Annotated in this window: 15 protein-coding genes; 6 read left to right on the top strand and 9 right to left on the bottom strand. The window is 31.1% G+C overall.

Features of this window, described 5'->3' with window-relative positions:
* Window positions 1-162 precede the first annotated feature (162 nt).
* The 6 genes from pnuC (at window position 163) to WHD07_RS12620 (ending at window position 6,433) form a co-directional block, all read left to right on the top strand.
* Complete coding sequence (pnuC, locus tag WHD07_RS12645; RefSeq protein WP_343328699.1) at window positions 163-795, top strand: nicotinamide riboside transporter PnuC; 633 nt, start codon at window positions 163-165, stop codon at window positions 793-795.
* Entirely contained in the window at window positions 756-1,415 is a 660-nt protein-coding gene (locus WHD07_RS12640) for an AAA family ATPase (RefSeq protein ID WP_105049530.1), read from the top strand. The genes pnuC and WHD07_RS12640 overlap by 40 nt, the downstream gene beginning before the upstream one ends.
* A gap of 150 nt (window positions 1,416-1,565) precedes the next feature.
* Complete coding sequence (arfB, locus tag WHD07_RS12635) at window positions 1,566-1,970, top strand: alternative ribosome rescue aminoacyl-tRNA hydrolase ArfB (RefSeq protein WP_343328698.1); 405 nt, start codon at window positions 1,566-1,568, stop codon at window positions 1,968-1,970.
* Between the two features lie 744 nt (window positions 1,971-2,714).
* Window positions 2,715-5,063, top strand: a complete 2,349-nt coding sequence (locus WHD07_RS12630; RefSeq protein ID WP_343328697.1) for a TonB-dependent receptor — start codon at window positions 2,715-2,717, stop codon at window positions 5,061-5,063.
* Window positions 5,064-5,348: 285 nt separating this feature from the next.
* Complete coding sequence (locus WHD07_RS12625; RefSeq protein ID WP_105049533.1) at window positions 5,349-5,540, top strand: hypothetical protein; 192 nt, start codon at window positions 5,349-5,351, stop codon at window positions 5,538-5,540.
* 29 nt (window positions 5,541-5,569) lie between these two features.
* On the top strand, window positions 5,570-6,433 hold the full coding sequence (locus WHD07_RS12620; RefSeq protein WP_343328696.1) for an RNA polymerase sigma factor RpoD/SigA: 864 nt from the start codon (window positions 5,570-5,572) through the stop codon (window positions 6,431-6,433).
* Window positions 6,434-6,514: 81 nt separating this feature from the next.
* Here WHD07_RS12620 and WHD07_RS12615 read toward each other — a convergent pair whose 3' ends face one another.
* From WHD07_RS12615 to WHD07_RS12575, 9 genes are all read right to left on the bottom strand, one after another.
* Window positions 6,515-8,488, bottom strand: a complete 1,974-nt coding sequence (locus WHD07_RS12615; protein WP_343328695.1) for a DUF3857 domain-containing protein — start codon at window positions 8,486-8,488, stop codon at window positions 6,515-6,517.
* 9 nt (window positions 8,489-8,497) lie between these two features.
* Window positions 8,498-10,423, bottom strand: coding sequence for a DUF3857 domain-containing protein (locus WHD07_RS12610; protein ID WP_343328694.1), 1,926 nt, complete (start codon window positions 10,421-10,423; stop codon window positions 8,498-8,500).
* 96 nt (window positions 10,424-10,519) lie between these two features.
* Window positions 10,520-10,885 carry a rhodanese-like domain-containing protein gene (locus tag WHD07_RS12605; protein ID WP_105049536.1) on the bottom strand — a complete coding sequence of 122 codons (366 nt, stop codon included), beginning with the start codon at window positions 10,883-10,885 and terminating at the stop codon, window positions 10,520-10,522.
* Between the two features lie 5 nt (window positions 10,886-10,890).
* Entirely contained in the window at window positions 10,891-12,297 is a 1,407-nt protein-coding gene (locus WHD07_RS12600) for an MBL fold metallo-hydrolase (protein WP_343328693.1), read from the bottom strand.
* 78 nt (window positions 12,298-12,375) lie between these two features.
* Window positions 12,376-14,103, bottom strand: coding sequence for a SulP family inorganic anion transporter (locus tag WHD07_RS12595; RefSeq protein WP_105049538.1), 1,728 nt, complete (start codon window positions 14,101-14,103; stop codon window positions 12,376-12,378).
* Between the two features lie 202 nt (window positions 14,104-14,305).
* Window positions 14,306-15,328, bottom strand: coding sequence for a Holliday junction branch migration DNA helicase RuvB (gene ruvB, locus WHD07_RS12590; protein ID WP_343328692.1), 1,023 nt, complete (start codon window positions 15,326-15,328; stop codon window positions 14,306-14,308).
* A 105-nt stretch (window positions 15,329-15,433) separates the two neighbouring features.
* Window positions 15,434-19,783 carry a T9SS type A sorting domain-containing protein gene (locus tag WHD07_RS12585; RefSeq protein WP_343328691.1) on the bottom strand — a complete coding sequence of 1,450 codons (4,350 nt, stop codon included), beginning with the start codon at window positions 19,781-19,783 and terminating at the stop codon, window positions 15,434-15,436.
* Between the two features lie 234 nt (window positions 19,784-20,017).
* Window positions 20,018-21,844 carry a M1 family metallopeptidase gene (locus WHD07_RS12580; RefSeq protein ID WP_343328690.1) on the bottom strand — a complete coding sequence of 609 codons (1,827 nt, stop codon included), beginning with the start codon at window positions 21,842-21,844 and terminating at the stop codon, window positions 20,018-20,020.
* Between the two features lie 67 nt (window positions 21,845-21,911).
* Window positions 21,912-23,552: a S8 family peptidase gene (locus tag WHD07_RS12575; RefSeq protein ID WP_343328689.1), complete on the bottom strand. Its 1,641-nt coding sequence runs from the start codon at window positions 23,550-23,552 to the stop codon at window positions 21,912-21,914.
* Window positions 23,553-23,561 lie beyond the last annotated feature (9 nt).

Here is a 23,561-nt window from a genome sequence, read left to right as displayed (position 1 = left end):
CTCATAACAGTGATAACACAACACCAACCAAGCCTTATGTGATTTCTCCCAAAAGGTCGAAATGACAAGATTCTATTTTTTAAATAGTTATAAATGAATTATACTTTTGTCTTTACTAATAAAAACTGAAAAGATTACATTTACAACTTCAAATAAAATTAAATGTCAGAAATTATCGATTTCCTTTTTGGACAGTACAAAACGTATGAAACCACAGATATTGTTTTAGAAATTATTGCGGTAATCTTTGGTTTTTTGTCGGTTTGGTATTCTAAACAGAATAAAATTTGGGTGTTTCCTACAGGAATGATTAGTACTCTAATTTTTGTATATCTTTTGTATAAATGGGAACTTTTGGGTGATATGATGATCAATGCCTACTACTTTATAATGAGTGTTTATGGTTGGTATATTTGGACGTATAAAAGTGATGGAGAGCATGAAACACCAATAAGCAGAACAACTTTAAAAGAAAAAAAACTGAGTATTGTTATTTTTATAGCAACACTTATTTTTGTGTATGCCGTATATACTTATTTTGAAAAATGGACAAGTTGGACTGCCTATGTAGATACCCTTACAACCGCAATTTTCTTTGTTGGCATGTGGTTAATGGCAAAACGAAAAATAGAAAACTGGGTGTATTGGATTATTGGAGACATCATTTCTGCTCCCCTTTATTTCTATAAAGGGTTTACTTTTACTAGTTTTCAGTATTTAATATTTACTTTTATAGCAATATTTGGTTATTTAGCATGGAAAAAGAACTTAAACAAGATCCAATTAACATCGTAAAAGTTGTTTTATTCGGACCTGAATCTTCTGGTAAAACAACACTTTCTCGTCATTTAGCACGTTATTACAATACGGTTTGGGCGCCAGAATTTGCACGTGAATATTTACAAGAAAAATGGAACAACGAGCGTAAAACTTGCGAAAAAGATGATTTATTACCTATTGCAATCGGGCAAATGAAGTTAGAAAATACGTTGGCTAAAAAGGCTGATAAAATTTTAATTTGTGATACCGATTTATTAGAAACTAAAGTATATTCCGAAGAGTTTTATGGAGGTTTTGTTGATGAAAGACTAGACGAAGCGGCAGATGAAAACACATACGACTTGTACTTATTAACGTACATAGACACGCCTTGGGAAGAAGATGATTTACGAGACAGACCAGAGCTACGTTTAGAAATGTTTAATGCTTTTGAAAAATCTTTAATAGACCATAACAGACCATATATTTTATTAAAAGGCGATAAAGAAACGCGTTTAAAAAATGCTACAGCAGCTATAGATAAAATAATTGCTGATAAAGAAAATTTACATTCTTTTTCTGATTCTTTACAAGATGTAGACATGCATTTTTTACATCAAAATACGGGGGATTTTGGAACTCCGTTTGAGTATTGAATGTAAAAGAGAAACAAGATACAAGAGAAGTGATAAGTGATAAGTGATAAGTGATAAGTGATAAGTGATAAGTGATAAGTGAAAAAACTATCGAATATTTATCTAAAAACGCTACTATTTTACTTTTTATAGCCTTTATTTTTAGAACAAATGAACAAAGAAAACATCTTAAAAGAACTTAATTTTAAAGGCATTAGAAGTTCTGGTGCTGGTGGGCAGCATGTAAATAAAGTGTCTTCTAAGATTGAGTTGACTTTCGATTTAGAAAATTCTCTTTCGCTTTCTGATACTGAAAAAACACTTCTAAAAACAAAGCTTTCAAATAAACTTACTAAAGAAAACACCTTAATTTTATTTTGTGACGAATCTCGCTCTCAGCACAGAAATAAAGAAGTAGCTATTAAACGTTTTTTAGAATTATTACGGGTAAATTTAATTCGCCCGAAAAAAAGAAGACCTACAAAACCAAGCAAATCTTCTGTTCGAAAAAATGCCGAAAAGAAAAAAAGAAATTCGGTTAAAAAAACATTGAGAAAGAAACCTGGTTTGGATTAAAATACTACATTTTTTTAACTTAAGATTCCTCAATCGTCAAACCACTCATTTCGGAATGACATACGTATTATTGCTTTTTAAAATGCGTCATTGCGAGGTACGAAGCAATCTATTTATAACACCAAATAAACATCAAAATGACCGATCAAATTCGTTTGGTATAAGAATGAGATTGCCACAGTTTACAAAAAAGTAAACTTCGCAATGACAGAAATTAAAATCGACCTAAAACCAAAAGCTAACAAATAGGCTTAGCCCTGATTGAACGATCTGTTTGAGCTCTTTTTTACTGGCAGTTCGAGTGAATTTTGAAGAATGAAAAATTTGTATCGAGAACAGACTGTAAAAAAAGCGAGTAGTGAAAGCAGGAAATAGCTTCTAAAAAAAGTGCTTTTGTTATTCTCTATGTCAAAAAACTGACTTAATTTTGCGCCGTTCTCATAAAGGGGTGCTAATTTTTAGTTGATAGTGTTTAGTTGTTAGTTTTTAGTCTTACTCAGACTTTTTAAACTTTCTACTTTCTAACTTTCAACTTATAGAAAAGCTGAGATCATACCCATTGAACCTAGAACAGGTAATGCTGTTTAGGAAATATCAAATGTTATTGCGAAGATTTTTTTCTGAAGCAATCTTTCTTATTGAAGAGATTACCACGTTGTAAACTCCTCGTAATGACAGTAATTAATTATTCAACATAAATCACAAGAATAATTACCTCTTTTTATTCGTTTTAAAATTTTTAAAATGAAAAAAATTACTTTTTTTTTATTCTTGTTTACAAGCATTCTTGTAAACTCCCAGACATTTACTCTTAACGGAAAAGTGGTAGATGAAAACAATGATTCTTTGCCAGGAGCAACTATTTTAGTAAAAGAAACTAAAAAAGGAACCTCAACAGATTTTGATGGAAAGTTTAGTGTAAGTCTTCTTAAAGGAGATTATACCATTCAGGTTTCTTTTATAGGTTATAAAACTGTTTCTAAAACAGTTTCTTTAACCAAAAATGATACAATTGCGTTTTCTTTAGTACCAAATGCTACTGTTTTAGAAGAAGTTTTGGTTTCTGCTGTTCGTGTTAAAGCTGATGCGCCAGTAACCCATTCTAATTTATCTAAAGAAGAAATTGCTAAGCGTAATTTAGGACAAGATATTCCTGTTTTATTAAAATATTTACCCTCTGTTATCTCTTCTTCTGATGCCGGAGCTGGTGTTGGTTATACGTATATTCGTGTACGTGGTTCTGATGCTTCTCGTGTAAACGTTACTGTAAACGGAATTCCTTATAACGATGCAGAAAGCCAAGGATCATTTTGGGTAAATATGGGAGATTTTGCTTCTTCTACACAAAGTTTACAATTACAACGTGGAGTTGGTACTTCTACAAATGGTTCTGGTGCTTTTGGTGCTAGTTTAAATATTTTAACGGATGCTATTTCTGAAGAAGCTGGTGGAGAAATATCGAATTCTTTTGGTTCTTACGGTACAAGAAAACATACTGTAAAATTTACAACAGGAAAAGTAAATAATCATTTTGAGTTTGCAGGTCGTTTATCAAACATTTATTCTGATGGTTATGTAGACAGAGCTTCTACAGATTTAAAATCATACTTTTTACAAGGAAACTATACAGACAAAAACACATTAATTAAAGCACTTGCATTTGGTGGAAGTGAAAAAACTTATCAAGCTTGGTATGGTTTAGAAGCAGATCAATTAGAAGAAGACAGACGTCAAAACCCATATACTTACGACAATGAAACGGATAATTATTGGCAAGATCATTACCAATTACATTGGAATGAAAAACTAACTAAAAACTGGTCTACTAATATTGGTTTAAATTACACGAGAGGAAAAGGATATTTTGAACAATTTAAAGGAGAAAGTGCTGTATCTAAATACAACGGAATTGTTACTGCTACAACCACTAGTTGGGATGGAAAACCTGCTACGGACTTAATTCTTCGTCGTTGGTTAGACAACCATTTTTATGTAGTAAATGGAAACGCAACCTACAAAAAAAACAAATTAGAAGTTGTATCTGGTTTTTCTTATAGTAATTACACAGGAGATCATTTTGGAGAAGTAATTTGGGCAAAAGAATTTGCTTCTACTGCAAATATTAGAGACCAATATTACTTTAGTGATGCTACTAAAAAAGATTTTAGTGTTTTTTCTAAAGCTACTTTTAATATTATGGATAATCTAAAGGCTTTTGTAGACATACAAGGTCGTTTTGTAAATTACAAAACAGGTGGTTTAACTTCTGATAGAAATCTATTAAATGTTGAAGAAAAGTTTAACTTCTTTAATCCAAAACTAGGTTTAACTCACAAAATTAACGACAACAATAGTTTATATATTTCTTTTGCAAAGGCAAATAAAGAACCAAATAGAAATGATTACAAAAATGGGGAAGATGTAAAATATGAATCTTTAAATGATTATGAACTAGGATGGCGTTTAAAAAACAAGACAATACAATTAAACACCAATATATACTACATGTCTTATAACAATCAATTAATACAAACAGGTGGCTTAAATGATGTTGGAGAGTATTTACGTGAAAATGTAAAAGACAGTTATCGTTTAGGTATAGAAATTGATGGAAATATTAAAGTAACAGACCAATTTAGTATCAACCAAAATATAACATTAAGTAGTAATAAAATTAAAGACTTTATATTAGACAGAAACGGAACAAAAACAAACATTGGTACAACTAACATTGCTTTTTCTCCCAACCTTATAACTAGTAATGCTTTAGTTTATCAACCAATAAATAATTTTCAGTTATCATTTTTAACTAAATATGTTGGAGAACAATATTTAAGTAATACGAATACTGAAGCTTCGAAATTAGAAAGTTATTTTACCAGCGATTTAAATTTTATTTATGAAATAAAAACATCTTCTATTTTTAAATCTATCATATTTACGGGTGTTGTAAATAACATTTTTAATAAAGAATATGTGGATAGAGGTTATACTTATTTAAACAATTGGTCTAAACCAACCTCTTTTGAAGTACAAGGTTATTACCCACAAGCTACTAGAAACTTCTTAGTTGGCCTTACTTTAAAGTTTTAAAAAAACATCATTTATTAGTATTTTTTGATTAAAATTGACGAAAAAATAAACAAAACGAGCATTTTCTATTGAAAATCGCTCGTTTTTTCGTATATTGTAGATTCATGAGAAATTCTTTCTTTTACATCAAAAATAATACGAGCATTTATAGTCTAGATTTTTGTAGTACAAAAAATCATACTGATAAATCGATTACCGCTGCTTTCTAGTTTTTTAAGAAATTACATTAGTTATCATCTTTTACTTCATAAAAAAGTGTTTTTACACTTCTTTAAAACTATATATATGAAAATTATTAAAATTCAAAGAAAAACAAAATATCAAAAATATTATTCGTCTGCTATGGGAACTCTAAACTCTAGAGTTACTTACATTAAAAAATACTTTTTAGGGATTCCTTTTAAAACGATTCACAAATACCGAGAAACCTATTACGGAGAAATGAAAATGTGTGATGATTGCAATCTATTTATCTAAAATTAATCTTAAAAAACCCCAAACAATATATGAGACAACTTAAAATTGTAAAGCAAGTAACCAATCGTGACGCCAAATCTTTAGAAAAATATTTTCAAGAAATCAGTAAAATTGGTCTTATTACTGCTGATGAAGAAGTAGAACTAGCTTTGAAAATAAAAAAAGGGAACAATAGAGCGTTAGATAAACTTGTTACCGCAAATTTAAGGTTTGTAGTTTCAGTTGCAAAACAATACCAAGGTCAAGGTTTAAAACTATCTGATTTAATTAATGAAGGTAATTTAGGTTTGGTAAAAGCAGCAAAACGTTTTGATGAAACAAGAGGTTTTAAGTTTATTTCTTATGCCGTTTGGTGGATTCGTCAATCTATTATGTCTGCCTTGGCAGAACAATCTCGTATTGTACGTTTGCCTTTAAATAAAATAGGAAGTATTAATAAAATACGTAAAATATATGATCGTTTAGAACAAAACCAACAACGCATGCCTACTAATAAAGAAATAGCAAAACAGTTAGACATGACAGAAACTGAGGTTGCACAGTCTTTAAAAAACTCTGGGAGACATATTTCTATGGATGCACCATTTAAAGAAGGTGAAGATTCTAATTTATACAATCTAATGCAATCTGATGATTCTCCTAGACCTGATAAAAACTTAATGACACAATCTTTATCGATAGAAATAAATAGAGCTTTAGACACGCTTTCTAGCAAAGAAGCTAAAGTGATAAAAATGTTTTATGGCATTAATCTTCCTGCGCCTTGCAGCTTAACTGAAATTGGAGAAATTTTCGACCTTTCTAGAGAAAGAGTTAGACAAGTAAAACAAAAAGCAATTAGGCGCTTGCAACATCAATCTAAGACGCATCTTTTAAAAACATATTTAGGGTAAATAGTTTACTATTCTTAAACTATTTTACAAAAAAAAGGAAGCAAAATTGCTTCCTTTTTTTTGTGTAAAAATTATAGAAATCTACTTTGAAGGCTCTAACAACAATACAATTTTATTAAAATCTGCAGCGCTATTAATTACTGTTCTGTATTCTTCGTACATAGCAACTTGGATATTATTTTCTCTATAATGCTCATCTGCAGTAACGGTTAACGTATTTCCTTTTAATTGGTAAGAAGATTTAAAAGAAAACAATTCTTTACCATCTTTCACATACGAATTGTCAATAATGATATCCTCTAAATTGGTTATTTTATATCCTTTAGGGATATGGAGCGTTAAGGTTCTGTAGTAACTTCTATGAAACTGACCTTCTAAAGGCAACACTCGTTCCTTTTCTTGATACATTTCTAATTGTTGTCCAATTAAATCGCCTAATTTAAATAAGTATTTTCTGCCTGCTTTTTCTACAAATCCTTCTGTTGTAAAATCTACAATAACTTGCAATGGTTTTACCCCAAACAACTCTGCATCGTCATTTATTAGTTTTCTGCTTTTAATTTCGAACTCTGGCGTGGCACTTTCTACAAAACTATCTACTAAATCATTTCTAGCTTCTTTACCTTGAATTAAATGCATAAAAGGTTGAATATTCATGGCATAATATCCGCTGAAAGCTCTGTCTAAATGGACCGTGTTTTCTGTTAAATTATCTTCATCAAAATCGATGGTAACCTTCATAACATCTGCAATTTTATCTGCGGTTACCGGTTCTATATATTTAATTTTACCAGTTACTGATTTCTGATCACCATTTACTACTTCCTTCAAAAACAAACCGTAATTATCGGTTACATAAGGCATCGGGAAACCAAATCTTGTACCTGATGCATTTGGTGACAAATACTTATCTGAAGCAGGGAAATACAGTAAAAAGTCCGTTAAAAAATTAGTCGCTTCAAATTCTGGGTCAAACTTTATTTCATTTCTATCAGTTGTTACAACCAATTCATGCGTTATATTTAAAGTTCTTAAAACAGCGATATATAATTTTATAACTCCGGTTTCATTGGCCACTTGTTGGGCTAAAATTAAATCTAAATTTTCTAAATCATCACCATAAATATCTTGAGAATACACGGTTGTTTTTATGTAATAATCTAATTTTCTTACAATCGTTTCTTCATCTGCTTTTTTTGGCAAGTCTAATTCTTTTATAAAATCGTTAAGTAAACCAGTTGTTTTTTCTGAATATGCTGGATAATAAGAAGTATATAAATTATGAGCGATGTTGCCATAAGAAATAATATCAACATCCATATTATTGGTGTTTTTATCCATTTTATAGACAATAAATCCTCTGGATGCATTATAAGGCGCTTGGTATTCATTTTCTAATTTCGGCACCTTAGCAACATATAATTTATAATGTATTTTATCGGTATTTAAAGTATCTCTATCAACATCTGGTACATTATTATAACTCTTAAATTTAAACAGCAAATTAGTTGGTGAAAATAAATCGAACTCTACATTTTCTTTATAATAAGCATCTTGAATGTACCTTTTTTCTCCAGTATAACTTGGTGGTCTTTTTACCACATACATATATTCAATAAAACTACCTTTTGTAATCCCTTCTAAGGCATAATATTTATAAGTACTTCCTGTCTCTTCATCTTCTGCCGTTAATATTTTAGATTGATCTAGATTGATAATTTTGCCTTCTGGCGTAATTACTCTAGCTTTATTTATTTGTAATTCGGCACCCACCGTAAATGGTAAATAAATTTTGTTATATTCTTCAATGGCGTCATCAGAATTTAACCACAACACTTTGTGCTCTAAAAAATATTCCACTAAATCTTCTTTATCAAAAGTAAATTCTGTTACAGTTTTTTCTTTTACAGCAATCATGTCTTCTGTTCGCTCTTTTTCTACGGTGTAATTAGGACTTGCTTCCCAATCATAACTTTTAAAAAAAAGAGTTTCTTGAGCTACTGCAATCTGAAAAGTAAATAACAAGGCAACTAATAAGCTAATTTTAATCTTCATAATTTATTTTTATTGTTTTTTTAGAACTACAATTTCTTTATAATTTCTTTCAATTTTTTTAATCGCTGTGTTTACTTCTTTTTGTTCTTCTAAAGTTAAAACTAAGAAGTTTAATTCGATTTCTTGCTTGTAAACAACCTCTTTACCAATTGTTTTATAACTAATCTTACAAGTCAAAAAATCATTAGAAACAGTTACATTTTCGGGCACATAATCTACCACATACCCTTTGGGAATTTCAAATGTGGTTGTATAACTAAAGAATTTTTTATAATCGTATTCTATGGCGTTCTTTCGATTCTTATCTGTTTTATAAGAAGAAATATCTTTATTTAAATTTAGATTGATGTAAATTTCATCGCCCAAATTTTTAGCATAATTTTTAATCTCAAAATCATAGTCCACAATAAAATTATCGTCATAATGATATTTATTGGTCTCTTTAAAATTGCTAATTAAAAAAGTATTATTCCCTTTCTGAAACACGTTGTTATAGAACTTTTTTAACTTCGTTTCCGTATTTCCTGTTTCTAAACTATGAAAAATATCAATTTTTGGATATCCAGAAATCTCAGTTTTAGAAGACCCCATAATGCTTCCATTTTCAATTTTTATACGAGTAACATCTGTAACTGCATTTTCTTTAGCAGCTACAATTGGTACTTTTTTAATTTTAAAGTCTTTTCCGTACCCAACCAATGCTTCCTTTCCTTGAATAAAGGAAGTTGGCATTCCGAATTTTATATACCTACCTGTTGCATCTAAATAATAGGTTTTTCCGTTGTTCTCATAAGAGAGAATCATGTGATTGTCTACAACGGGTGTTGGCACCTCATCATACGTATACGGAATGCTTCTTGTACCAATCCAAGTTAGATTTCCTTTCACACCTGCAATTTCTAACATTCTGTACAAAATACTAGAATTGTCTTTACAATCGCCATATTTTTTTCTAAAAACATCGTTTGATTCTCTCGGAATAAAACCACCTAATGCATACTCAAAAGCAATGTATTTTATGTTTTGCTGTGTCCAATAATAAATGGCTTTTACCTTTTCTAAATCGGTTTTTTTATCCGCAGTAATACTTGCAACTAAATTTACCAACTCTGCGTTGGGTGCTTCTGTATTTACATTTTCTACCAAAGAATAATACCAATTGTACAGATCGGATACTTTGCCTAACAATTTACTTTTTTTACCCTTAATTTTATAAGAAGTGATAATTGGCACAATGTGAGGTAAAATGGTTTTGTAACTTGGTGTATTTGCCTCAAACTCATATTCTGGTTGGTTGTTTAACGTCCAGGTATAAATTACGTTATCCCCTTTTTTATCTTCGGTAAATTGAATTTCTGTATCAGAAATATTGAATTCCTTGAATTCTAAATGCACGTTTTCATCAACAATAATGGTGACTTTGTTTTTTTGAACAGGAAAATAATCACCAAAATAAAAAGGGGTTAAAAAACGAGGATTTTTAATTTTCTGAGAATATTTTAAAATCGATTTTGATCCTTTTTTTAAATTCGGATACACATAATTTAACAACTTAGAATCGTCATGAAAAGACTGATTTAATTCATCTTTCTCTGTAAACTTTTCTACTTTATTTTCTACATATTTGTTATTTTCATAAGAAAAAGAAGCGGCTTCTATTTTATTTAATTCAAAAAATGCAGAAAAATTTAAGGTGTTTTTAGAGTTATAAGTGGCAGCATCATTTAAATACAAGTCTTCTTCTAAAAATTCTTGATTGATTTGTAAACTATCATTAACAATATCTATAGTAATTATAGTTTCTTGCTGTAAACGAGTTCTTGCCGCTTCTGGGTGCAACTTGTGATACTTTAAATACTCAGCAGAATACTGAGCATTTAAGCTTGTTATTACAAATAAAAAGAACGCAATTAAACTTAATCTATAAATCTTCAACCTTGTTTGTTTTTATAAAACTAAAATACAAAAAAGAGAGAACAAAACCCCTAAATAAAGGCTCTTGTTCTCTCTCTACTATGTATTTTTATGCTTCTATTTTTCTTTTATCCATTGATTATATCCACCGAGAACGTTTATTACTGTAAATCCTTTTTCTTGAAGTACCTCAGAAGCTTTTGCACTTCTTCGTCCACTTCTACAATAAACATACACAGGCTTATTTTTGTCTAAAGAGTTTGCTGCTTTTACAGGAAAATCGGCATCAAACAAATTTGCAAATTTTGCAGTTTCTATAAACCCTAACTGTACTTCTTTAGGCGTTCTAACATCTAGTAACTGGATGTTCTCTTTTTCTAATAAGACTTTTAATTCTTGTGTAGAAACAGATTTTAACCCTTCTTGAGAATTACAACTTAAAAAGAATAGCGTTAAAAAGAATAATGGAATTAATTTCTTCATTTATTTTATTTTAAAGTTGATGGACACACTGCTGCTGTTCTTTCGATATTTGTATTTCTTATTGCTGCATAACCACCAGCAACATCAATTACATTATGAATACCTCTTGCTTTTAAAATAGAAGCCGTAATTACAGAACGATAACCACCACCACAATACACATAAAAATCTCCTTTTTCAGGAAACTCAGAGATGTGTTCGTTTAAAGAATCTAACGGTGTATTTTTTACATCTACAATATGTTCACTTGCATATTCACCTGGTTTTCTAGCGTCAAAAACCACTGCATTTTCTTTAATTTTTTCTTCTAAAACATCTGCAGAAACAGAAGTTAAAGTATCTATCTCTTTACCTGCTTTTATCCAAGCATCAAAACTACCTTCTAAATACCCTAAAACATTATCGAAACCAACTCTAGACAAACGTGTAATAGTATCTTCTTCTCTACCTTCTGGAGCAACCAACAAAATAGGTTGCTTAATATCTTTAATTAATGCGCCAACCCAAGGAGCAAAACCACCATCTATACCAATAAAAATAGATTGTGGTATAAACCCTTTTACAAACTCCGTTTGATGACGAACATCTAAAATAACTGCACCTGTTTCATTTGCAATAATTTCAAAATCTTTCACAGATAATGGTTTCTCACTATTTTTTATAACATCGTCTATATTTTGATATCCTTCTTTATTTAACTTTACATTTAAAGGAAAGTAGGCTGGAGGCGGCAACAAACCATCTGTAACTTCTTTAATAAACTCAGCTTTGGTCATGTTTGCTCTTAACGCATAATTGGTTTGTTTTTGATTGCCAATTGTACCTACTGTTTCTTTACTTAAATTTTTACCACAAGCAGAACCTGCTCCATGCGCAGGGTATACAATAACATCATCTGCCAATGTCATTACCTTATTTCGTAAACTATCAAATAGAAAACCTGCTAAGTCTTTTTCTGTAATATCTCCTTTTTGTGCTAAATCAGGACGACCAACATCTCCTAAAAACAAGGTGTCTCCACTAAAAAGTGCGTGGTCTTTTCCGTTTTCATCTTTTAACAAATAACAAGAACTCTCCATGGTATGCCCTGGAGTGTGTAATACAGTAATTGTAATATCACCAACCTTAAAAACTTGATTGTCTTCTGCAATAATTGCCTTAAAATTTGTTTCTGCCGATGGACCAAACACAATTTCCGCACCCGTTCTTTCTGCCAAGGTTACGTGTCCGCTCACAAAATCTGCATGAAAATGCGTTTCGAAAATATATTTGATTTTTGCATTATTTTTAGCTGCACTATCAATATAATCTTGTACTTCTCTTAAAGGATCTATAATAGCCACTTCGCCATTACTTTCTATGTAATAAGCTCCTTGCGCCAAACAACCGGTATAAATTTGCTCTATAATCATAATCTTATCTATTTAATACTTTAAAGTTTATTAAAAACAACAAACCTCTCAGATAACTTTTATCAGTTACGTTAATAATTATTTATATGCTTGATGTATATATTTTGCATACTTTTCTTGATGTTCTCTATTGCCTGTCTTATAAAATTTTACAGCTTCGTTTGCACGCATAAAAAAGTGATTGATTCCTATAATCTGTAACACTCCACTTCTAAACAAATCGTCTCTTACAGGGCCTTTAACACCTGCAAAATAAAACATGATATCTTTTTTCTGATAGAACTTAATTCGCTCTTTTAGCATTTCTACACCAGTACTATCAACCCTATTAATGCTCTCTGCATCTATAACTATCAATTTTAATGCCTTTCCTTTTTTTGCAGCCATTTCATCTAAATTATCTCTAAAATAACTTGAGTTGGCGTAAAATATTTGTGCATCAAACCTAAAAATTAAAATATCATCGTGTATAATTACCTCTTCAAAACGATTTTTATTTCTGTAAAAATTAGAATTTGGTACTTTTCCCAATTCCGTTACATAAGGCCTAGAGGTTCTATAAATTAACACAATTAAAGAAAGCCCCACTCCAACAATAATGCCGAATTCGATTCCTAATAATAATGTAGCAATAAAGGTGGCTAACATCAACCAGAAATCTAAATAATTGGCTTTCCATAAAAAAGCAGCTTCTTTAATATTTACCAAATTAAAAACAGCTACAATAATAATTGCCGCCAATACTGTTTTTGGTAAATGATAAAATAAAGGCGTTAAAAATAAGAGTGTAAAAACCACCATTAATACAGAAATTAATGCAGCCATACCTGTTCTTGCTCCGCTTTCTTGATTAATAGCAGAACGAGAAAAACTTGATGTGGTTGGGTATGCACTAAAAAAAGACCCTACCATGTTTCCTAAACCTAAAGCAATTAATTCTTGATTGGGTCTTATTCTGTATTCATCTTGTTTTGCTTCTAAAGACTTTCCTATAGAAATGGTTTCTAAATAACCAACCATCACTAAGGTAAAAGCAATAGGCAATAACTCTCTTATTAAATCGATATCAAACTCAGGAATGCCAAAAGTTGGTAAGCCAGAAGGAATGTCTTTTACAATAGAAACATCCTTAAAAGCTGCACCAAAATACTTTAACATTACAATTCCGAGAATCACAACAATTAAGGCACTAGGTATTTTTTTATTGATTTTTCTAAAGATGATAATCACCACAACAGAAATGAGTCCGATAATAGTTGTGTGTTCATTCAAATCAATTATACGCCTCCAAATATCTGCTACCACATACTGAATTTGATCACTTTGAACAAAGTCTACACCAAACAAATTCCGAAACTGATTAAACCCAATAATTAACGCTACCGCGGATGTAAAGCCCGTTATTACGGGTTTGGATAGGAAGTTTACAATAAACCCCAAACTAAAAACCCCCATAATAAATTGGATTGCTCCAACCATTAATGCTAATAAAATGGCGATGGAAATATAACTATCAGAACCCGCTAAAGCCAAGGTAGAAACCCCTGTTGCAACAATTAAAGAATCCATTGCTACAGGACCAATTGCTACTTGTCTAGACGACCCAAAAATAGCGTACATAACTTGTGGCATTAAAGCACAATACAAACCATAAATTGGTGGTAAACCTGCAATTAGTGCATACGCAATACCTTGCGGAATTAAAATAATACCAACAGTTATACCCGCTAACAAATCTCCCTTAAAAAGAGATCTATTGTAGTTTGGTAACCATTCTAAAATTGGTATTATTTTTTTTATGTTCATTTCTTGAGAATCAAGAAAATAGAATCAAGAATAAAGACAGATATTCTTATTCTATTACTTTAATATTTTTATTTAATTGGTTAATTTCATCTATTCACACAACACACTCTTGTTTCTAAAATTAGATAACAAACACATAGTAACATCAAAAACAAAAATTGTTGTCTATTTTCTATTCTCTTTACTCTTGTTTCATTTTTCTCTAAAACAATTCTCCTTGATTTCTTCCTTTTACTCTTCCTAAATGTGTGTATGCTAATGCTGTTACTTCTCTTCCTCTTGGAGTTCTCATAATAAAACCTTGCTGAATTAAAAAAGGTTCGTACACTTCTTCTATGGTTTCTGTATTTTCTGAAACAGCAGTTGCAATGGTACTTAAACCAACAGGTCCTCCTTTAAATTTATCGATAATAGTCATTAGAATTTTATTGTCCATTTCATCTAAACCATGCGCATCTACATTTAAAGCTTTTAAGGCAAATTTTGCAATTTCTATAGTAATACTTCCATTTCCTTTTATCTGTGCAAAATCTCTAACTCTTCTTAACAAAGCATTTGCTATTCTTGGTGTACCCCTACTTCTACCTGCAATTTCTATGGCAGATTCCATAGAAATAGGAACATTTAAAATATGTGCACTTCTTTGAATAATGGTTGTTAATAATTCTGTTTTGTAATAATGTAATCTACTACTTATTCCAAAACGAGCTCTCATTGGTGCGGTTAACAATCCAGATCGGGTTGTAGCACCAATTAACGTAAAAGGCTCTAAATTTATTTGAACAGTTCTGGCATTTGGGCCAGATTCTATCATAATATCAATTTTATAGTCTTCCATTGCAGAGTACAAATACTCTTCTACAATAGGACTTAATCTATGAATTTCATCAATAAATAATACATCTCGCTCATCTAGATTTGTTAACAAACCTGCTAAATCACCTGGTTTGTCTAAAACAGGGCCAGAAGTAACTTTTATCCCCACCTCTAATTCGTTGGCTAAAATATGTGCCAAGGTTGTTTTTCCTAAACCCGGAGGACCATGAAAAAGCGTATGATCTAAAGCTTCGCCTCTTTGGTTTGCGGCTTCAACAAATATCTTTAAGTTATCTATTGCTTGGTCTTGTCCTGTAAAATCATCAAAAGAAAGCGGACGTAATTTTTTTTCTACGTCTAAATCTTCATTTGATAAATTGTCGTTTTCAGGATTTAAGTTTTCATTCATAACTACAAAGATAATTTATTTTAAAGTACAGTTTTGTAAGATTTGTTACATATCAAAAAAACCTTTCTGAATAAGAAAGGTTTTTTTGAATACGGTATCTAATTTTTAATTTTTTAAAATCTTACTAGTAAATGTACCTTTGTTGGTTTTTATACTAACAATATATATAGAAGAAGATAAACTACCTACCTCTAAATCAAGTTTTTCATCAGATATATTCAGTTTCCATTTTTTAATCTTCTGACCTAGTACATTAAATATTTCTACATTTTCTATAACCAAATTGGTATTATTTATTATTAACAAATTACCAGAACGTTCATCCATATAAGTTCTTAAATGTATATCATAAATTTCATCCCTAGTAATTAATGTTTTAGCTGGGGTAAAGGTGATGAAAAATCTATTCTCATAAATTCCTTTTGATAATTGCAATTCAACCAACTCATTAAATTTTAATTCTGTGGTTGTGTTTTCTAAAGCATCAAATAGATAAATTTTTTGATTAATATTTTCTAATTCATCTATCCTTATAAAAACAGGTTCTTGAGATCCTATAAGAAGTGTTAATGGAACTTTTAAAGCATCATTAATCCCTTCAACTCCTGCAATTGCTAATTTCTGATTATCCATTTCATCAAAATTCCAATATACATCTGTAGATTGAACATCTATCATTACACTTTCATATCCATAATCAAAACCATAAGAATGATTTTCATTAAATGAAATTCCTATTTGCCTATGAATCTTTATATAATCTTTATTCGTAAAATTCATCCCTAGTTTTAAAATAGGAAGCGTATTATTAGTTGTTTTCTTCTCTTTTCCTTTAAAAAAATGAGGCTCAGTTACTTGATAACTTCTTTGCTTATTATTAAAATTGATAGTCCCTCCATCTATATCTGAAAAAACAAAAAAACCTTGCCCTGTAGCAATATACCTTGTTGGAGTGCTGTATGAATAAGAATCTGTTAACCCATTAGAACCAACTACACTAGTAGCAGATGTTGCCATAGAAAAAGTTAATTGAGCATAACCTCCTTCATACCCCGCCTTTATATGACCTTGATCTGTTGCTTCTCCTGAATGTTCCCAAAAATAAAGCGTACCATCAATTGTATCTTCATTATTTAATATAAATGCCTTACCATCTAAAGTACCTGCGTATGGATTCCCTAAAAGACTATTTGTATTTGCAGATAAGTTAAATGAAATATCTCCATCAACTGGACTTCCATAAAAAGTAAAATATTGAGGATTCTCACCTGTACTTTTCATAATATATCCTAAACCTTTAGATAAATACCCCGTATCTTTTAATTGCACCCAATCATTACCTGCTGTACTATTAAAATAAGCCCAAATCCAATAACTTGCTATTTGTATAGGACTAGTAGCAGCCCCATCATAACCGCCAACAAAATTAATATCTGTAATTATTGAATTAGCAGAAAGGCTACCTCCAGGATCTTTCATTATTTCTGAAACTCTATACGTATTACCTCCAATAAACTCTACAACAGGTGATGACCAATAGTTATATCTAAATACGTTAGGAACCTCGCTTTTTTGGCTTATTAATAATTTTCCATTACCCGTTACCTTACTACTGCCATCATGTACTTGAATAAACTGTGCGGTTCCTAAAATTCTAATTTGTGCATTTACATTTATATGAGTGTTATTTAAAACAATTAACGCATTATCACTAACACTTAACACATTATTATCTTGCACATTTAATATTCTTGCATTTAAACTACCTGCAGAATGCGTGTAAGTTTCTTTAATTATTACACTTCTAGATTTATCAGGAAAACCATTACTCCACGCAGACCCTATACGTATGGTTGGATTTATTTTATGTAATCCCAAACCACTGTTGGTTTCTAAAACTGGAGTTTTTACTTCTGATAAGAGCGGTGCATTTACATGCCTTACAATTGCAGGAATTGGATTTGTATCTCCAACAACTGGTATTGAATCATCAATAAAAGAAATCCATTCTGATGGGGTAAAAGTGGTATTTGCTTTGGTTATTTCATCGATACGTACTAATGATGTTGTATTACTAATATTCTTAACAACATCATATCTATTCTCCCAAGCAGAAGCATTTACGGTTTTTGAAAGAATTATAGTGTCGTCTCCACCACTAAAATCAGTAATATTTGCGTCTGTTAATTCGGTAGGATTATTTATAAGAGTAACTCCTGGAAGTGATGCAACAGATTTTATAACAACAGAGCCACCGGCTGGTATACTTGCTATTGTTAAATCTGCCGTAGGCATAATAGCACTTGCAGAAGCAATACCTAAATCTTTAAATAAAACTAAACTGATATTAGTTACAGGTGTTGTTCCAATATTTGTTAATTCTATTGCGTTACCTGACGCCGTTTGATACACTTGACTAATAATTACAGGCAACAAACTACAGCTTTGGTCTTGTACTAAATTATCTTGACTACTCCCTAGTAATTGACCACTATCAGTCGCTATAACCGGAATACCATTTACATCTACATCTCCTTTTAATCGATTGTTACCTTCTACATCTGCAAAAGTAAAAGTAGCACCACCTTCTAATGCATCAGGGCAACCATCTCCATCACTATCCGCATCAAACTGATCTATAATTCCATCTAAATCAATGTCATATCTATCATCTATATTATCTGAATTAGAATCTACAAAACCGCTAAGACTAGGGTCTTTGTAATCTATAATTCCGTTTTTATTTGTATCTGCAATCGGGCTTCCACTATATGCATTTTCTGCAGTATCTAAAATACCATCATTATCGTCATCTAAATCAATAATATCAATTATTCCATCTAAATCAGTATCCGTTGTATCACAAGCTAAAACACTACCATTTTGGCTATCACCAATATTTTGTCCTGTACCACCACCCGCTTCTGTTAAAGTTGGTATTCCCAGTGCGTTTACTGCTCCGGTAATTACAAAATTAGCATCTAAATCCGTTTGCTTAACAGTACCTGTTGCTTCTAAAGCATCCGGACAACCATCTCCATCACTATCCAAATCTAAATAATTAGCAACACCGTCTCCATCAAGATCACCAGTCCCTTCAATAGAATCTAAAACACCATCATTATCATCATCTAAATCATCAGTATCTTTTACACCATCACAATCGTTGTCTTCACCTGCTTCAGATATTGTTTGTGTATTATTACTTGGATCACTATCTGGCTGAAACAACCCCGTTGCTGTAGCTGTAAAACTGATAGGAAATGAAGCCGTACTTACAGATGTAGTAACTGTTAGCGTTACACTTTCTCCTTCTGTTAAATTATCCACAGTCCATTTATTATTAGTATTATTAAAACTTGCTGATAAAGGAGAAACACCTGCTTCAGAAAAAACTGCGGAGTTACTTGTTGCAGACATTCCGGTTGGAATTTCAAAATCTACATCAAAATCTTTTGATAGTTCGGTAGCTGATTTATTTGTTATCGTTGTTGTAAAAGTAGCTGTGGTAGGTGCACAAAAATCATCTGCAGAAATCATTGAGTTTGCCACTTCTAAATCTGTAGCTGGTAAAAGTATTTTTATTGCATCGTAATTATATGCTGTAAAGGCAATGTCTGTATTACCAGATGTAGTATGTACAAAATTAGTTATTTGGTTAAAATTACTAGTTGTAATTCCAAAATCACTTAATTTAATAGAAAGCACTCTTAAATCTCTCTTGGTATTTACACCAAAGGTACCGGTTACCAAACCTGTAGCAGGATTTACTTTGTAAATAGTCCAATCTGTATCGCCAACAGTCGCAACACCTCCAAATGTCACATTTACTTCCGCCCCCACTATATTACCTGCGCTATCTATAAATTTAAATTTATCTGTATTTCCAGGAGACCCTGTTTGAGTAACAATAATGTCTGGCAATGCATCATTAATACTTACTGCTTGGTTTATTACAATGGCATCATACACTATTACTTGACTTTTAATATTAAAAAAGTTTGATGCTAATTCTAATCCATTACTACCATCTCTAACAAAATGAGAAGGAACAATAGGATTAAATGTTTTTATATAATCTGTTGCACTATTATTTTGTGAAACACCGCCCCAATTGGTTCCAATACCAATTAATTCTTCCGATTTATAACTAATAGAAGCTGGCATTGGAAATGAAACAAAATTCCCGCTTGTATATGTTATATTATTAGCCGTTAAAATTGCATCATTAACACCCGTAGAGTAGGTAGCCCCACCTACGGTAAAACCTAATAAATTATTAGAATCATCATAAGTAGCTGGTACTATATTAGAAGATATAAAAAACCCACCATTATCACCATAAATGGATGTTACAGCTGTTTGTGCATTAAAAAATAGAGTAAAATGTAAAATGCAGATTAAAATTATAGAATGAAAAAACTTCTTAGATGAGTTTAAATAAATAAGGGGCATGCTTTTAAATTAAATTAAAAAAATTAGTTTTTTTAAAGATGAATTTTTATTTATAAATAATCTGTTAGTAAAGATAAATACTAGAGCATCTTAACAAATCACTCCTTAATCAGAAATATTTACAAATTTTAATGGGGGAGATAATAATTTAAAACTTATTGATAATCGTAAATATAATAAAATCAAAAAAGCCTTTACAAATTGAAAAGGCTTTTTTTATTGATTTTAAAAAATTTATTTTACTTCAAAAATATTATTCTCTAAATTAATGTCTGCCATTAATCCGCTTTTATCAATAGTAACAGATTTTACAACTTTAGAAGTTGTAAAAGAATATGTTGGCATTGCCCAACCCCAATCTTTTAAAATGGTTGCTGTTGTTGGTTTATTGCCTCTCAACATTTCTAAAGGAATATTAAAACTTTCTGATGTTCCATCAACATAAGCTACCTCAACATCCATTGGCATTGGCATCTGCCCGATTCTTTCTAAAGTAATTGTTTTATTATCAACAGATTTCACACCATAATCTATAGTATGTGTCGTTTCTGTCCACTCATTTAAATACCAACCTAAATCTAATCCGGCAGTTTTTTCCATAGATCGTTTAATATCATTTGGAGTAGGATGCTTAAAACTAAAATCTGTAAAATACTTTTTTAATCCGTTTGCAACATTCTCTTTACCAATAATATATTCTAACTGACTTAAAAAGATGTTTCCTTTAGAATAACTTGCTGTGCTATACGCCCAATTTGTGTTGTATCTATCTGCATGTGTAGATAAAGACTCCTCATAACCCTTTGCAACAATTGCTCTATATCCTTTATAAGAACCTGCATGCGGATTCTCTTTATTTTCTTTTAAGATTTCGTTTTCTGCTTTGTTAGAAATATAGGTTGTAAAACCTTCATCCATCCAAGGGTGTAAACTTTCATTAGATGCTAACAAAAACTGAAACCAAGTATGTGCCATCTCATGTGCTGTTACGCCAAAAAGACTCCCAAATTTACGTTTACCAGTAATTAAAGTAGACATTGCATACTCCATACCACCATCTCCACCTTGTATTACAGAGTATTGTTTATATGGATATTGACCAACATGCTCACTATAATAGGTCATTAATTCGGCTACTTTAGGTTGTAAATCTTTCCAGTTTTTTAAATAAACTTCTTCAAGATCTTTCTTATATAAAAAGTGTAAATCAATTCCGTTTTCCATTTTTAAAACATCATGAATGTATGCAGGATCTGCTGCCCACATAAAATCGTGCACATTTGGTGCTTTAAAATGCCATGTTAATTTATCGCCTTTAGGCAAGTTTAATTCTTTTGAATCATCTTGATACCCATGACCAATTTCTTGAGGGTTTTGTAAATTTCCAGAACCACCAATAGTATAATTTTTATCAATATGAATGGTTACATCAAAATCTCCCCAAACACCTTGAAATTCTCTAGCGATATAAGGAGGCGTATGCCAACCTTGAAAATCGTATTCTGCTAATTTAGGATACCATTGCGCCATAGATAACGCAACTCCTTCTTTATTGTTTCTTCCAGAACGACGAATTTGAACAGGAACCTGAGCATCAAAATTCATTTCTAAAGTAACTGTTTCTCCAGATTTTATAGGTTTATTTAATTGTACTTCTAAAATTGTACCTACGGTTTCATGAGAAACTGCAACGCCATTTTGTTTTAACGAATTTACCTTAATGTACCCTATTTCATCTGGCTGTAATTTGCTAATTCTGTCTCTAACTCTTCTGTCTGGATCTTTAATATTTAAAGAACGAACATCCATTTGAGATCCTGGTTGAAATGCATTAAAATATAAGTGATAAAATACTTTACCTAAATCGTCTGGAGAATTATTAGTGTACACTAAAGTCTGTTTTCCTTTGTATTGATATTTGTTTACATCTACATCAACATCCATTGTATAATCTACATGTTGTTGCCAATAGGTTTCTTTAGACAAATAAGTGGCATTTTTTGTAACCGAACAAGAGGCTAACAGGATGATTGACAATCCTAAAAAGTAAATTTTTCTCATATTTAAGTTGATTAAAGTTCAAAAAAAAAGCAGCACCTTTTACAATGCTGCTTTTCTAAATTAATAATTATTTTTTTCCATTTACCATTTCATCTGCCATTTTTAAGGCATTGTAAGCATTTACAACTCTACCCGAAACTGATAAATCTGCAAAAGGAACTTTTATTCCTTTTGGATTTTCTCTTGATTGAGAACCTGGTTGAATTACATCAAAATTAATTTTGATACCAGAATTCATTAAAATATGTTTTACCTGACTTGCAGATAATTTAGGGTAATAAGAACGAATTAACGCTGCAACACCAACGGTAGAAGGTGCAGCCATAGAAGTACCGCTAAATTTTTTGTATTCATTTTCTGGAGTTGTAGAATAAATTTGAACTCCAGGTGCAAAAACATCTACATTCTTTTTACCGTAGTTAGAAAAATTAGCTGGTAATTTTTCGTTATAATTAGCACTCATTGCACCAATTGTTAATACGTTATCAGAAATTTCTGTTTCTAAATCTTTAGAATCGTTAGGATACGTTCTTTCAACATCAATATTTTTACCATCATTTCCTGCTGCATTTACAATTAATACATCTTTAGAAGCTGCATATTTTATAGCATCATAAACCCATTCTTTTTTAGGTGAATATCCTTTACCAAAACTTGTGTTAATTACTTTTGCTCCATTATCTACTGCATAACGCAAACCTAAAGCAACATCTTTATCATACTCATCTCCGTCTGGCACAGCTCTAACAGCCATAATTTTCACATGATTTGCAACCCCATTTATTCCTATTCCATTATTTCTGCTTGCAGCAATAATACCAGAAACATGCGTTCCGTGTGCTTCATCTTTTACAGAGTGACCGGTTTTATTATTTCCATAAACCTTTACATCCATTGTATAAGCATTGTCTCCAACAGCACTTCTATAGTCTTTTTTTAAAGCCTCTCCATTTAACAAGTCTGCAGAATTTGTAACTAATTTAGTAAGTTCTTCTTTTGCTGCACTTAAAGATGGTAAACCAAAACTAAACATTTGCTTAGCAATCGCAACACCTTGTAATAAAGCAGGATCTTCGGTAACAATAGCTAAAACCTCTTCTTTAGTATAATCTGTTTTATTTAAGTTTTTAGAAATAACATCGTCTGCATTTGTTATTCCTTGTAACATTTGCTCGTATCTTAATTTACTTTTCTCTGCACCTTCTAGTTTTTTATCATAAAACGCTTTTGCTTCTTTTGCTTCTTCTTCACTAGCAATAGATGGGTTTTTTACAATTCTTTCGTATTCTAAATTTTCTTTATAAATACTCCCTAAAAAATTCCAGCCATTAATATCATCTATAAAGCCGTTTTTATCATCATCAATTCCATTACCTGCTACTTCTTTTGGGTTAACCCAAGCCACATCTTTAAGGTCTTCATGCTCTAAATCTGTTCCAGAATCTACCACACCTACAATAACTTCTACTCCTTTTTTACCAGAAAGAAACTGATATGCTTTTTCAATACTCATACCTGGTATCGAATCTGTTAGCAAGTCTGCATGACTCCATTTATTTAACTCATCCTCAGACAACGTTCCTTTTTTAGCGGTTGCATTTAGTACCGTTGTTGCCCCCTGTGGAACAGGAATCTTAGAAATTGATTTACAACTAGAAAAAACTAACCCAGCAAAAGCTACGTAAAAAATAGGTTTTAAAACTCTCATAATCTCACT

The organism is Polaribacter staleyi (assembly GCF_038024045.1).
In the GTDB taxonomy this organism is placed as follows: domain Bacteria; phylum Bacteroidota; class Bacteroidia; order Flavobacteriales; family Flavobacteriaceae; genus Polaribacter; species Polaribacter butkevichii.
This window is presented reverse-complemented; position numbering and strand designations above follow the sequence as displayed.